The following is a 13,693-nucleotide window of genomic DNA, read 5'->3' as shown; positions in this document are numbered from 1 at the left end:
GGATGAAAATAGCAATTATAGGCACAGGAAATTTAGGGAAATCAATCGCAAAAGGATTGATTATCAACAACGCCATTACCTCTTTATATCTTACCAAAAGAAATTTAGAAAGCATTTCAGAATTTGAAGGTTATAAAAATGTCTTTTTAACGACCCAAAATACAGAGGCAATTCAGCAATCAGACATTCTCATTTTTGCAGTGCAACCTGCGCATTTCGAAAATATTCTCAAAGAAATAAAACCTCATTTAACCAACAAACATGTATTAATTTCAACAATTACGGGCTTTAGTATTCGCAGAATTGAGGATGTTATTGGGATGGATACATTTATCATAAGAGCCATGCCAAATACAGCCATTGCTGTTGGAAAATCCATGACCTGTTTGTGTAGCAATGAACTTGGAAAAGAGCGCATTAAAATTGCAGAGGCTATTTTCAATAGATTGGGGCATTCTATGACAATTCCGGAAGCACAAATGCAAGCTGCTACAGTGGTTTGTGCTAGTGGCATTGCTTTTTGGATGCGATTAATCAGAGCCACTACTCAAGCAGCTATTCAACTAGGTTTTGATGCCAAAGAAGCGCAAGAATTGGCCATGTTTACCTGTGATGGTGCTGCCAATTTATTAATTGCAAATGGCAATCATCCTGAAGAAGAAATTGACAAAGTAACCACGCCAAAAGGCTGTACTATAGAAGGTTTGAACGAAATGGAACACAAAGGATTGAGTTCGTCTTTGATACATGGAATGGTAGCTTCATTCAATAAAATTAACGTCATAAAAAAAGAACAACTATGAGTTTGTTTAATGTATATCCTTTGTTCGACATCACGCCTGTAAAGGCAAAAGATGTGTATGTATATGATGACAAAGGCATTGAATATTTAGATTTATATGGTGGTCATGCTGTGATTTCTATTGGGCATTCACATCCGAAATATGTGGAAGCTATCAGTAACCAAGTAGCGAATTTGGGTTTTTACAGCAACTCTATTCAAAATCCGTTACAAGTTGCTTTATCAGAAAAATTAGCGCAACTTTCTTGTTGTATTGAGTATGATTTGTTTATGTGCAATTCTGGTGCTGAAGCCAATGAAAATGCCCTAAAACTAGCGTCATTTCATACCAATAAGAAAAAAATTATTGCTTTTAAAAATAGTTTTCATGGACGAACTTCAGCAGCTGTTGTAGCTACTGATGATGCTAAAATCATAGCCCCTTTAAACGCACAACAAGAAGTTGAAATTTTGCCTTTGGGCGATTTAGTTGCGTTGGAAAATGCCTTGCAAAAAAACGATGTGTGTGCAGTAATTATTGAATGTATTCAAGGAGTTGGAGGTTTGGACGAAAGTACCACTGAATTTTATGTGGGAATTGACACTCTTTGTAAAAAATACGGCGCTTGTTTTATTGCAGATGAAGTGCAGTCTGGTTATGGAAGAACAGGCAATTTTTTCGCCTATCAAAAATACAATGTTACTCCTGATATCATTTCCATTGCTAAAGGAATGGGAAATGGCTTTCCTGTTGGTGGCATTTTAATTCATCATTCCATCAAAGCTTCTTTTGGATTATTAGGAACAACTTTTGGTGGAAATCACTTGGCTTGTGCAGCAGCATTAACCGTTTTAAATGTGATTGAAGAGGAAAAATTGATAGAAAATGCGAAAAATATGTCGCAATATTTCATTGAAAAAGCGCAAGAAATTCCGCAAGTAAAAAGAATCAAAGGTCGTGGTTTGATGTTGGGATTGGAATTTGATTTTCCGATTGCTGAACTTAGAAAAAAGCTTATCAACAATCATAAAATTTTTACTGGAAATGCTAAAAATCAATATGTTATTCGAATTCTTCCTCCGTTAACAATTCAAAAAAAACACATTGATTCGTTTATGAACGCTTTAAAAAGTGAATTATAATGAAACACTACACCTCTATTCAAGATATTCCTGATATCTATGCTTGGATTGATGAAGCTAAAAAAATTAAAGAAAATCCATTAAAGAATAAAAAATTAGGTAAACACAAAACCTTGGGTTTGTTGTTTTTCAATTCGAGTTTGCGAACGCGTTTAAGCACGCAAAAAGCAGCTTTGAATTTAGGCATGCATACGATTGTGATGAATGTTTCTGAAGATGCTTGGGGCATTGAATTTGAAGATGGAAGCATCATGAATGGCACAACTGCTGAACACATCAAAGAGGCAGCAGCTGTAGTTTCTCAATATTGTGATATCATTGCAGTGCGCGCTTTTCCAACCTTAAAAGACAAGGAAAAAGACGAACGCGAACAAGTATTGAATGCCTTTATAAAGCACGCTTCTGTGCCCATTGTAAATATGGAAAGTGCTACAAGTCATCCTTTACAAGGTTTAACAGATGCCATTACAATTGCAGAAAACAGTACTAAAAAAAGACCAAAAGTAGTGTTAACATGGGCTCCTCACGTAAAAGCATTGCCACATGCAGTTGCCAATAGTTTTGTAGAAGCCATGCAAAAAATGGATGTAGACTTTGTAATTACCAATCCTGAAGGATACAATTTAAATCCAAATATCACCAAAGACACTCCTATCATTCACAATCAAAAAGAAGCTTTTAAAAATGCTGATTTTGTGTATGCCAAAAATTGGAGTTCCTACGATTCGTATGGACAAATCTTAAAAAAAGATGCTGATTGGATGGTAACCAAAGCCAACATTGGCAATGCAAAATTCATGCATTGTTTGCCAGTTCGTAGAAATGTTGTTGTGGAAGATGCTGTGTTGGATTCTGAAAATTCGTTGGTAATTCAACAAGCCAATAACCGAACATTTGCGGCACAATTGGTATTGAAAAAAATATTAGAAGACTTGTAAAGTCTTGTGATTTCTGAACTTGATTCAGAATCGAACATAAAACAAAAAGATACTGAAACAAGTTCAGCATTTATGGAAAAACTATCAATCATAAAAATCGGCGGAAATATCATTGAAGATGAAACTTCGTTGCACGAATTTTTAAAGCTTTTTGCAAACCTTGATGGAATGAAAATTTTGGTTCATGGTGGAGGCAAAAAAGCCACTCAAATGGCGCATAAATTAGGCATTGAATCTACCTTAATCAATGGAAGACGCATTACTGACAAAGCTACTTTAGAAGTGATTACCATGGTATATGGTGGTTTGGTCAACAAAAATATTGTCGCAAAACTACAAGCTTTGCAAACAAACGCTATTGGTTTGTCGGGTGCAGATGGCAATAGCATTCTTTCTAATAAACGCCCTGTAAAAGACATTGATTATGGTTTTGTAGGAGATGTAAAAAAGGTCGATAATCAAGCTATTGATGTATTGATAAGTGCCAACTTTACCCCTGTTTTTTGTGCCATAACCCATGATGGAAATGGGCAATTACTCAATACAAATGCGGATACCATCACCAGTCAAATTGCGGTGGCAATGAGTAAAAGTTACGAAACTTCTATTTATTATTGCTTTGAATTGAATGGTGTTTTAAAGGACATCAATGATAAAAATTCTGTCATCAAACATATTAATAGTGAGAGTTATCCAGCTTTATTATCAAACGGAATTATTGCTGATGGCATGTTGCCAAAGCTCGAAAATTGTTTTGATGCTTTAAAAAATGGAGTTCATGCGGTTTTTATGGGAAATACTACTATCTTGACAAAAGAAAACGAAAATTACACTAAAATAACACTATAAATGGAACTCAAAAAACTTACAATCGAAGCAATTGCGCTTTTAAAAAAGTTGATTGAAACTCCGTCTTTTTCATCCGAAGAAGACAAAACTGCTCTTTTGATTGAAAATTGGTTCAAAGACCATCAAATTCCGTTTCAAAGAACCAACAATAATGTTTGGGCTATCAATAAATATTTTGATGAGAACAAACCTACATTATTACTAAACTCTCATCATGATACTGTAAAACCGAATTCAGCCTACACCAAAAATCCGTTTGAAGCCATTGTTGAAGACGGAAAATTATATGGTTTGGGAAGCAATGACGCTGGAGGTTGCTTGGTATCTTTAATTGCCACATTCACGCATTTTTATCATCATGAAAATTTAACCTACAATTTGGTTATTGTGGCTTCTGCAGAAGAAGAAAGTAGTGGTGAATTTGGTTTGAACAGCATGTTATCCATCATCCCAAAAATTGATGTTGCCATTGTGGGCGAACCTACTTTGATGGATTTGGCAATCGCTGAAAAAGGATTGGTCGTTTTTGATGCAGTCGTAGAAGGTACTGCAAGTCATGCTGCGCATCCAAATAATGACAATCCGATTTACAAATTGATTGATGTGTTGCAATGGTTTCAAGATTTTACATTTGATAAAACCTCTGAAACTTTGGGTGATGTAAAAATGACCGTTACTCAAATCAATGCGGGTAAACAGCACAATGTTGTTCCTGCACATGTGGATTTGGTCATTGATGTTCGCGTAAATGATGTGTATACCAATCAGGAAATTGCAAAAATTTTACAAGAAAATGCCCCTTGTACTAAAATAACTCCAAGAAGTTTGCGATTGAACTCCTCCTCTATTTCCAAAGAGCATGCTTTGGTTCAAGCAGGAATTGCCATCGGAAGAAAAACATATGGCTCACCAACTCTGTCTGATCAATCTGTTTTGAGTTGCCAATCGTTAAAACTAGGCCCTGGAGATAGCACACGTTCGCACTCTGCTGATGAATTTATTTACATTTCAGAAATTGAAGAAGGCATTGAGATTTATGTAAAATTGTTGGAGAAAGTAATTGTTTTAGATAGAAGATATTAAATATTAGAAGTTAAAAGTTAGAGACAGAAAATTGAAACAATCTAAAATTAGCGTAGTTTAATAAAATTAATTGTAAGATTAAAAATTTAGTATCTTTGATAAAAAGCATAAAAATGGATTTACAAACTAGAAAATTGGAGATTATACGCGAATTTTTAAAAGTTCAAAGTGAAGACGTTGTTTCTAGAATCGAAAAAATTTTGATAAAAGAAAACCAAACTTCTGAAAAAGAAGTATTAAAACCAATGACAATTGAGGAATTTAATTCACGAATAAACAAATCATTAGAAGATTCAAAAAATGGTCGTTTAATTGAAGCCACTGAATTTAAATCCAAAATTGATACATGGAGTTAAAAATATTTATGATTATTATCTAGAAAAAGCTGGCCACCAAATAGCAAAGAAAATTGTTGACGGAATTTATAACGAGACTTTAAAGCTAAAAAAACACCCAGAAATTGGTCAAAATGAAGAACTTTTAAAGGGTTTAAATCAAGAATTTAAATATCTTATCCACGAAAATTATAAAGTAATATATTGGATAAATATTCAGAAAAAATGTGTAGAAATAATTGATGTCTTTGATACAAGACAAAACCCTGTAAAGATAAAACGGACAAAATAAAAACCGATTTTTTACGAGTAAAAAAAGAAACATGAAACTTTGGGATAAAGGATTTTCAATCGATAAAAAAATAGAACTTTTCACTGTTGGTAATGACAGAGAAGTTGATATGCACATTGCAAAATACGATGTAATTGCTTCTTTGGCACATGCTAAAATGTTGACTTCCATTGGATTGATTTCTGAGGAAGAAATGAAATTAGTAGCAATTGGCCTGAAAGATTTAGCAATCGAAATTGAAAAGGGAACGTTTGTCATTGAAGATTCTTTTGAAGACGTGCACTCTAAAATTGAGTGGGAATTGACTCAAAAATGTGGTGAAGTTGGTAAAAAAATTCACACAGCTCGTTCTAGAAACGACCAAGTTTTAGTTGCCTTACAATTGTATTACAAAGAGAATTTAAGCATTATAAATCAGCAAGTTAAAACACTTTTTGATACGCTTTTGCAATTGGCAGCAACGCATCAATCTAAATTAATTCCAGGTTATACACATTTGCAAGTAGCCATGCCATCGTCTTTCGGATTGTGGTTTTCGGCCTATGCTGAATTGCTAATTGACGATGTGTATTTACTGAATGCTGTTTCAAAAATTGTTGATCAAAATCCTTTAGGATCTGCTGCAGGTTATGGAAGTTCGTTTCCAATTGACAGAGCAATGACTACCAAAGAAATGGATTTTAGTACGTTGAAATTCAATGTCGTAGCTGCACAAATGAGCAGAGGAAAAAGCGAACGTTCTTTGGCTGCTGCCTTAGGAAGTTTGTGCAATACGTTAGCACGTTTTTCAATGGATATTTGTTTGTATATGAGTCAGAATTTTGGATTTGTAACTTTTCCAGATGAATTGACTACAGGAAGTAGCATCATGCCTCATAAAAAAAATCCAGATGTGTTTGAATTGATTCGTGGAAAATGCAATAAAATTCAGGCTTTACAAACAGAAATGATTCTGATTACCAATAATTTACCTTCAGGTTATCATAGAGATTTTCAGTTGTTAAAGGAAAATAGCATCAATGCAATTGAGGATGTAAAGACGATTTTAGACATTTTTAATTTTGCCATTCAGCAAATCATCGTAAAAGATATTGATTTGACTGATGAGAAATATCAGTATTTATTTACTGTGGATAGCATCAATAATTTAGTTACAGAAGGAATGCCTTTTAGAGAAGCCTATCAAAAAATTGGAAGTCAAGTACAAGCAGGCACATACAAAGCCGATTTAGGAAAAAAGCATTCGCATATGGGCAGTATTCACAATTTAGGATTGGAAGAAATTCGAAATAAGTTTCCTAAAAGCTAAAATACTCTCTTAAAAATAGCCCGAATAAAATTAGCTGGAGGCATTTTCATCAAAATTTGTAAATCTTCTATCAAAGAAGTTTCTTCATCCAAAAATTTAAGAATTTGCTCCATAGTTGTTTTTTTGAATAATTGCCCAAACAACGTAGATCCTAAGTAGTTTTTTTCGTGTAAGATATCCAACAATAACAGGTCATAAAACCAAAATTTATTGATTTTATGAAAAGATTCCAAAGGTTTGTTTGCCTTTAGATATGCTACCAATTGGATGGTTTTTTTGGTTGTATTTTTAAAGGTAAAACCAGTACTTGCTTTAGACCATCCTCCAGCTGTACCAATATGAATGATATTTGGGGAATTATTTTTCCAAAAATGATAGCAGGTCATGGGTATTGACCCTTGCTCTTTTTCTGTAATGATATAATTTGTAATGTTCTTTTCTTTTAAATAATGCTCAATTGCTGTTTCATATTCAGATACAGGTAAAAGATGTTCTGAAAACAAGGTATATTCAAAAAGCGCTTCGTTTTTACTGAATGGCAACACATACATAAAACGCGTATTTCCTTTTTGAGCAATGGTAAAATCCATAAAAGTCGCCATTTCATCATGGAAACAGTCCTCTTCAGTTTTGATAAAAAATCCTACAAAATGTTGTTGCAAAACAGGATATTTCGTTTGCGTTTTATACTCGTCTGAAAAAAGAATGCTATTGATGACGGTTTCTGAATAAAACGAATTGGTAGCAGTAACAACCTTTGCCCCATTTTCTTCTTGATGTATGCTTACAACTGCGTCTTCAAAAAAAGTAATATTGGTTTTGGTCGCTAAGTGATTCCAGATTTTTTCATAATATTCCTTACTGCGTATCATTTTGTATTGATACGGAAAAATGGGTTCTTCTAACGAATGAATAAACGATTTGAATTGGATTTTTTTCCAAGAAGTCACTAAAATATCATCCCATTCTCCTGTGCCTTTTTCCCAAAAACACCAAGTACGATCGTTGCTTAATTTTTGCTCTTTATCAATAATCAGGATTTGTTTATTGTCAAAAAAAGAGTCTTTTGACATTCTGTACGCCATCAATAACCCTGAGGCTCCTGCACCAACTATGATATAATCGTAATTTTTCATCTTGTAAGTTGTTTATTACGATTCATACTAGTTAATATTTCTTGTTTTTGAATATTTTATTTCAAGAATATTCTCTTTCAGTTACGGAGAGCATTTCTTGAAATTATTTTTTCAAAAGTATAATTTCTTCCTTAAGTTTAGGTAATTCTCTGATGATAATTGTCCAAATTACCTCATCTGAAATGGTATCATATTCATGTACAATTCGATTTCTTGTTCCAATAATCTGCTTTGCATTTTGAATAATTATTTCATTGTTTTTATGATTTGATATTCTATTGACAGCTTCTCCAATAATTTCAAGATTTCGCTCAACCGCTTTTTTCGTTTTTAAATCTTTTTGAAATTCTGAAAAATCTCTTTTCTCGGGAAGAAAATCAAAGATTTCATCAATAGATCTAGAAATATCTTCAAGCCAAGCATTTAATTTATTGTCCATAAATCAACACTTTTGACTCCTCTACTTCCTTTTTAAAAAACGAGTTTTTAATACCTCTTTCTTCAATCAAATCAATTGGTCGTTTCAAGATTCTCTCTAGATTTTCTTTCAAGGCAAAATATAAATCTGTATATTTTATTGGATCATTTTCATTAAAGTCAACCACAAAATCAATATCAGAATTCTCGTTAAAATCATTTCTTAAAACCGAACCAAAAACAAAAAATCTTTTCACACGATAGGTATCGCAAAGATTTTTAATAGCATCAAGGTTCTTTTTAGAAATTTGCATAATTGTTACTTTAACAAAAATAAAGTATATAAAACTATAAATACTCTTTAAAATATTTAATCGGCACAAACAACATTCCAAAACACTGACTGTCTTCTTTTCCCATGTTTTTATGGTGTACTTTGTGGCCTTTTCTCAACGCTTTCAAATACCAATTATTGGTATTTTTAAACCATTTGAATCGTTGATGAATCAATACATCATGAATTAAAAAATACGCCAATCCGTATAATAAAATTCCTAAACCTATAAATATCAAGAATGTATATTGTGTATTTGACCCAAAAATAAATAGCAACATACTCGGAATTGCAAAAATCACAAAGAATAAATCGTTCTTTTCAAAAACGGTTGGATATCCTGGCTGATGATGATCTTCATGTAAAAACCATCCAAAACCGTGCATTACATATTTGTGCGTACACCAAGTAACGCCTTCCATTGTTATAAAAACACCAAGGGTAATGAGTGCGTACAACATTAGATAATATTTAATTTGTATTTAACGTAACTTCTTGCTAACAGATTGATTTTCATTGGATTTGAAATTCGTATTCTGGTATCCATGATTTTTTCTGATGGTAAGTTTTTTAGTTTTTTCAACAATCTTCTATAGTACCTGTACGCCATGTACACCCCAAATTTTGCTTCAACTGGCAATTTTAAGATTCCGTTTGTATAGGCATAGTCAAAATCTTCTTCTATTTCGTCAATGATCAATTGTTTTGATACTGCATCCAATTTTCCCAAATCGATATTCGGAAAATACGAACGATTCAACAGCTCGAAATCGTCTTTTAAATCTCGTAAAAAGTTTACTTTTTGAAACGCAGAGCCCAAACGCATGGCTGCATCTTTCAACTCTGTGTATAATTTTTCATCGCCATTTACAAATACTTTCAAACACATTAACCCTACCACATCTGCAGAGCCATAAATGTATTCGTCATATTCTTCTTTGGTATTGTATTCGGTTTTGTGCAAGTCTGCTTTCATACTTTTCAAAAAAGCTTGCACCATTTCATCAGGGATATTGTATTTGTGAACCGTTTGTTGAAAAGAGTGTAAAATAGGGTTCAAACTTATTTTTTGTTCTTTGGCAAAATAATAATCTTGCTCAAAATGACGCATCAATTCGGCTTTGTTATAGTCATGAAACGTATCTACAATTTCATCTGCAAAGCGCACAAAACCATAAATATTGTAAATATCAGCTCTTATTTTCGGCGACAACATATTTACTGCCAACGAAAATGAGGTACTGTATTTTTTAGTAACCATTTTACTGCATCCGTAAGAAACATCGTCAAACAATTCTTTCATAAGTGTTTTTTTATATTTTCTGAGGTTATTTTTAACTATAACTTACCTATAATTATTGATTTTTCGTTATTAAATCTGAAGCAATTTTTCCTGATATCAAGGCTGGAGGTACTCCAGGACCTGGCACCGTTAATTGGCCTGTAAAATATAAATTCGCTACTTTGTTACTTTTTATTTTTGGTCTTAAAAATGCTGTTTGAAATAAGGTATTCGCCAATCCATAAGCATTTCCTTTGTATGAGTTGTATTCTTCTACAAAATCATTCACACAAAAAGATTTTTTAAATATAATATTTTTTTGCACATCTTGATTGGTTAATTTCTCTAAACGTACAATTATTTTTTGAAAATATTGTTCACGCAAACCTTCTGTGTCTTCCAAACCAGGAGCAAGAGGAATCAAAAAAGTGGCAGCTTCACAACCTTCAGGCGCAAAAGAATCGTCTGTCATGCTCGGAAAACTCGCATAAAATAAGGGATTGTCTGGCCATCTTGGCGTATCGTAAATGTCTTTGGCATGCACATCAAAATCGCTGTCAAAAAATAAGGTGTGATGACAAACGTTGCTCAATTTTTTATCAAAAGCGACATAAAAAAGCAATGATGATGGCGCAAAAGTCTTTTTAGACCAGTAATTTTCTGAATATTGACGCACATTTTCGTTCAATAAAGTCTCTGTATGATGATAATCTGCACCACTCAATACCAAATCTGCTTCAATTTCTTCTCCATTCACCACCAAACCTGTTACTTTATTGGCAGCATCAGTTTGTATTTTTTCAACATTGGTGTTGGTTCTAAATTCTACTCCCAAACTCTCTGCCAAAGCAACCATACCTTCTACTACTTTATACATTCCTCCCATTGGATGCCAAGTACCGAGTCCAAAATCAGCATAGTTCATAAAGTTGTAAAACGCAGGCGTATTGCTGGGTTTTGCACCTAAAAACAATACTGGGAACTCTAAAATCTGAATGAGTTTGTTGCTTTTAATGTTTCTACGGACTTCTTTTCTGATGGTAGAAACAAATTGATTGAGCTTTGTTACTGTTTTTGGTGTTACCAACTCTAATGGAGAAATGCCGGGTTTGTAAACCAAATCTTTGATGGCAATGTCATAATTTGATTTTGAAGAAGCCATAAATGAGCGCAAATGGGCAGCACTTCCTTGCTCCTCTTTTTCAAAAGTTTTGTAAATCGTATCTAAATTTCCATCAATAGTTATGGAATCTTCTACACCAAAATATACTTGATATGCAGGATCTAACTTTTCTAATTGATAAAAGTCGCTTGGTTTTTTGCCGAAATCAGCAAAAAAACGTTCAAAAACATCGGGCATCCAATACCAAGTTGGACCGATATCAAAGGTAAAACCGTCCTTTTTATACTGTCTTGCTCTTCCTCCTAAAGTGGCATTTTTTTCTAAAACCACCACTTCAAATCCTTCTTTTGATAAGTAACAAGATGCTGCCAATGCAGAAAAACCTGAACCTATAATGTATATTCTTTTCTTCATGTGTATATTTGTTTAACAAATGTAGCCATTAATTAAACGATTTAGTAACGATTGTAGAAATTTATAAGACTTTTAACAAATCACCTATAGAGTCATGCAACTGTATATTGGGACTCAATGCAAGGTGTCTTATTTTTTGAACTTTGCGTCCAGTAGCAATGAACTTATTACTGGTACCTGCCATTACATCATTAATTTCTTTAAAGTATTCCTCTATTTTATCATCATAAGGTTGAATGGTTAATGAGGTGATAAAACAAATTTCTCTACCACTTTCTATAAAGTAATTCAAGTTGTTTAAGGGCAAACTTTGCCCTAAATAAATGGTATGAAAGCCTCTCAATACCAACTCATAATTCAAATACAACAAGCCCAATTCGTGTATTTCGTTTTCTGGCAAAAACAACACATAGGTCTTGTTGGTGTTGGTAATGTTGTATTGTAATTTCTCTGTGTTCGAAAGAATTTTTTGAGCAATTAAATTAGATATAAAATGCTCATGAGCAGGCAATAAAGTGTCTGTATGCCACAACATGCCTATTTGCTCTAAAAACGGAATGAATACGTCTTTAAAAATTTCTCTGAATGTTTTTTTGTGCAATAAGGTATTGTAGGTATTGTTAAACAATATCTTATCAAATTGATACATAGAAAGTTTAAACGAATTGATTGCCTCATCATTGATGGCGTTGCTAAATGCCAATTCTCTTGATTTCAACAAAATCTCATCATCAGTCATGGCTGCAATTTTCGAAATTTTGTAATCATTATTGTTTAACAAAACAATGTTTAAGAGTTTTGTTAAGTTCTCAGGCGAATAGTATCTTATATTGGTATCTGTTCTGTTGGGTTGTAACAAATTATACCTTTTTTCCCATATACGTATGGTGTGTGCTTTGATTCCTGAAATATTTTCTAAATCCTTGATCGTGAAATCTTGCTTAATACTGTTCAATGTATTTGATTTTAAAGTGAACAAAGTTAGACATTTTTTTTATTTAAAAAATAGTTAAAAAATAATCTGTAACATTTTATACGTTTGTGCTACTAATACTCAAAACTAACTGATTAGCGTGCAAAACGATTTAGAGGCTGAATTTTTATCAGATTTTGAACAAAATCAAAATATTGCGCATAAAATTTGTAGGATGTACACTACAGATCAAGAGTCGCATAATGATTTGTTTCAAGAAATCACCATTCAACTTTGGAAAAACTATTCCAAATTCCGTGGTGAGGCTAAATTTAGCACTTGGATGTATCGAGTTGCCCTAAATACGGCAATTTCTTTGTACAGAAAATCAACAAGAACGCTGAAAACTGATGATTTTAGTGAGGTGGCTTTTAAAATTTCTTCTGTTGAATACGATGATACCGAAGAAAAACAATTAGAAGCTTTATACAAAGCCATCCATCAGTTAAATGATATTGACAAAGCATTGATTTTCTTGTATTTAGAAGACAAACCTTTCCATGAAATTGCAGAAACATTAGGGATATCAAATGTAAATGCGCGTGTGAAAATGAATAGAGCAAAAGAAAAGTTAAAAGCAATTTTAAACCCATAAAATGGATTTATTAGATAAATATAAAGAAACTTGGAGCAAACAGGTGGAGATGCCCTGTAAATTCTCTACGCAAGAGATTTACAAAATGGCGCATGCCAAATCTTCTTCGATTGTAAAATGGATTTTTATGATCGGTATTTTAGAGTTTATTTTTATGAACTCTCTGTATTTTTTTATGGATATGGAAGAAGCCTACAAACAATATGAAGCTTTGGGCTTAGAGAGTTTTGTTTTGTATTCACAAATTGTAGCGTATGCAATTTTATTCTATTTTTTAGCACAGTTTTACTTAAACTATATCAAAATTACGACCATTTCTTCTACCAAATTATTGATGAAAAAAATCTTACAAACTCGTAAAACAGTGCGTAATTATGTGTTTTTCAATTTAAGTTATTTAGCTCTTTGTATGATTGTAGTAACAATTGCTACTATCAACATCAATATAGACGGATTGAATAACAAACAAATTTTGTTAGTGGTTTTCTTAATGCTGATTGCTACCGTTATTTTCCTTGGGCTATTCTGGCTATTTTACCAACTATTGTATGGCATCTTGTTGAAAAAACTCAACAGAAACTACAAAGAATTGGCAAAATTAGAATCGGAAATGTAAGCTTAGTATATGACTCCTTCTTGGTTTCAATTCCGAAATTTAATACCTGCAAGGTTTTCAAAACCCTTTTGAT

The 13,693-nt window shown here is 32.9% G+C and carries 17 protein-coding genes; 10 read left to right on the top strand and 7 right to left on the bottom strand.

Annotated features, from left to right (window positions below; genetic code table 11):
- Positions 1–2 precede the first annotated feature (2 nt).
- From proC to argH, 8 genes are all read left to right on the top strand, one after another.
- On the top strand, positions 3–803 hold the full coding sequence (gene proC, locus WHA43_RS01830; RefSeq protein WP_105045463.1) for a pyrroline-5-carboxylate reductase: 801 nt from the start codon (positions 3–5) through the stop codon (positions 801–803).
- Complete coding sequence (locus WHA43_RS01825; protein ID WP_105045462.1) at positions 800–1,924, top strand: aspartate aminotransferase family protein; 1,125 nt, start codon at positions 800–802, stop codon at positions 1,922–1,924. Before proC ends, WHA43_RS01825 begins: the two co-directional genes overlap by 4 nt.
- The gene (locus WHA43_RS01820) at positions 1,924–2,862 is read left to right on the top strand and encodes an N-acetylornithine carbamoyltransferase (RefSeq protein ID WP_105045461.1); all 939 of its coding nucleotides are present in this window, start codon (positions 1,924–1,926) and stop codon (positions 2,860–2,862) included. Before WHA43_RS01825 ends, WHA43_RS01820 begins: the two co-directional genes overlap by 1 nt.
- Positions 2,863–2,934: 72 nt before the next feature.
- Entirely contained in the window at positions 2,935–3,711 is a 777-nt protein-coding gene (argB, locus tag WHA43_RS01815) for an acetylglutamate kinase (RefSeq protein WP_211290296.1), read from the top strand.
- Positions 3,712–4,794, top strand: coding sequence for a M20 family metallo-hydrolase (locus WHA43_RS01810; RefSeq protein ID WP_211290295.1), 1,083 nt, complete (start codon positions 3,712–3,714; stop codon positions 4,792–4,794). It begins immediately after the preceding gene.
- A gap of 113 nt (positions 4,795–4,907) precedes the next feature.
- Positions 4,908–5,150, top strand: a complete 243-nt coding sequence (locus WHA43_RS01805) for a hypothetical protein (protein WP_105045460.1) — start codon at positions 4,908–4,910, stop codon at positions 5,148–5,150.
- Entirely contained in the window at positions 5,134–5,421 is a 288-nt protein-coding gene (locus tag WHA43_RS01800) for a type II toxin-antitoxin system RelE/ParE family toxin (RefSeq protein WP_226742903.1), read from the top strand. The genes WHA43_RS01805 and WHA43_RS01800 overlap by 17 nt, the downstream gene beginning before the upstream one ends.
- A gap of 31 nt (positions 5,422–5,452) precedes the next feature.
- Positions 5,453–6,730: an argininosuccinate lyase gene (gene argH, locus WHA43_RS01795; RefSeq protein ID WP_105045458.1), complete on the top strand. Its 1,278-nt coding sequence runs from the start codon at positions 5,453–5,455 to the stop codon at positions 6,728–6,730.
- Here argH and WHA43_RS01790 read toward each other — a convergent pair.
- From WHA43_RS01790 to WHA43_RS01760, 7 genes are all read right to left on the bottom strand, one after another.
- Positions 6,727–7,866, bottom strand: coding sequence for a lycopene cyclase family protein (locus tag WHA43_RS01790; protein ID WP_105045457.1), 1,140 nt, complete (start codon positions 7,864–7,866; stop codon positions 6,727–6,729). The two genes, argH and WHA43_RS01790, sit on opposite strands and share 4 nt — an antisense overlap.
- Positions 7,867–7,969: 103 nt before the next feature.
- Positions 7,970–8,305, bottom strand: coding sequence for a DUF86 domain-containing protein (locus tag WHA43_RS01785; RefSeq protein WP_105045456.1), 336 nt, complete (start codon positions 8,303–8,305; stop codon positions 7,970–7,972).
- Positions 8,295–8,597 (bottom strand): nucleotidyltransferase family protein, encoded by a 303-nt coding sequence (locus WHA43_RS01780; RefSeq protein ID WP_105045455.1) that lies wholly within the window; start codon positions 8,595–8,597, stop codon positions 8,295–8,297. Before WHA43_RS01780 ends, WHA43_RS01785 begins: the two co-directional genes overlap by 11 nt.
- A 34-nt stretch (positions 8,598–8,631) precedes the next feature.
- On the bottom strand, positions 8,632–9,078 hold the full coding sequence (locus tag WHA43_RS01775) for a sterol desaturase family protein (RefSeq protein ID WP_105045454.1): 447 nt from the start codon (positions 9,076–9,078) through the stop codon (positions 8,632–8,634).
- Positions 9,078–9,920, bottom strand: coding sequence for a phytoene/squalene synthase family protein (locus WHA43_RS01770; RefSeq protein WP_105045453.1), 843 nt, complete (start codon positions 9,918–9,920; stop codon positions 9,078–9,080). The genes WHA43_RS01775 and WHA43_RS01770 overlap by 1 nt, the downstream gene beginning before the upstream one ends.
- 52 nt (positions 9,921–9,972) lie before the next feature.
- Positions 9,973–11,436, bottom strand: coding sequence for a phytoene desaturase family protein (locus WHA43_RS01765; protein ID WP_226742902.1), 1,464 nt, complete (start codon positions 11,434–11,436; stop codon positions 9,973–9,975).
- A 61-nt stretch (positions 11,437–11,497) separates the two neighbouring features.
- Positions 11,498–12,391 (bottom strand): MerR family transcriptional regulator, encoded by an 894-nt coding sequence (locus WHA43_RS01760; protein WP_105047249.1) that lies wholly within the window; start codon positions 12,389–12,391, stop codon positions 11,498–11,500.
- Positions 12,392–12,509: 118 nt separating this feature from the next.
- Here WHA43_RS01760 and WHA43_RS01755 point away from each other — a divergent pair, with 118 nt between their 5' ends.
- Together WHA43_RS01755 and WHA43_RS01750 are read left to right on the top strand one after the other, a co-directional pair.
- Positions 12,510–13,004: an RNA polymerase sigma factor gene (locus WHA43_RS01755; protein WP_105045451.1), complete on the top strand. Its 495-nt coding sequence runs from the start codon at positions 12,510–12,512 to the stop codon at positions 13,002–13,004.
- A gap of 1 nt (position 13,005) precedes the next feature.
- On the top strand, positions 13,006–13,620 hold the full coding sequence (locus tag WHA43_RS01750) for a hypothetical protein (RefSeq protein WP_105045450.1): 615 nt from the start codon (positions 13,006–13,008) through the stop codon (positions 13,618–13,620).
- Positions 13,621–13,693: the final 73 nt, after the last annotated feature.

It is taken from the genome of Polaribacter gangjinensis, assembly GCF_038024125.1.
Taxonomy (GTDB): Bacteria; Bacteroidota; Bacteroidia; order Flavobacteriales; family Flavobacteriaceae; genus Polaribacter; species Polaribacter gangjinensis.
The sequence above is the reverse complement of the archived record's forward strand: the minus strand, read 5'-3'. Positions and strand labels throughout refer to the sequence as shown.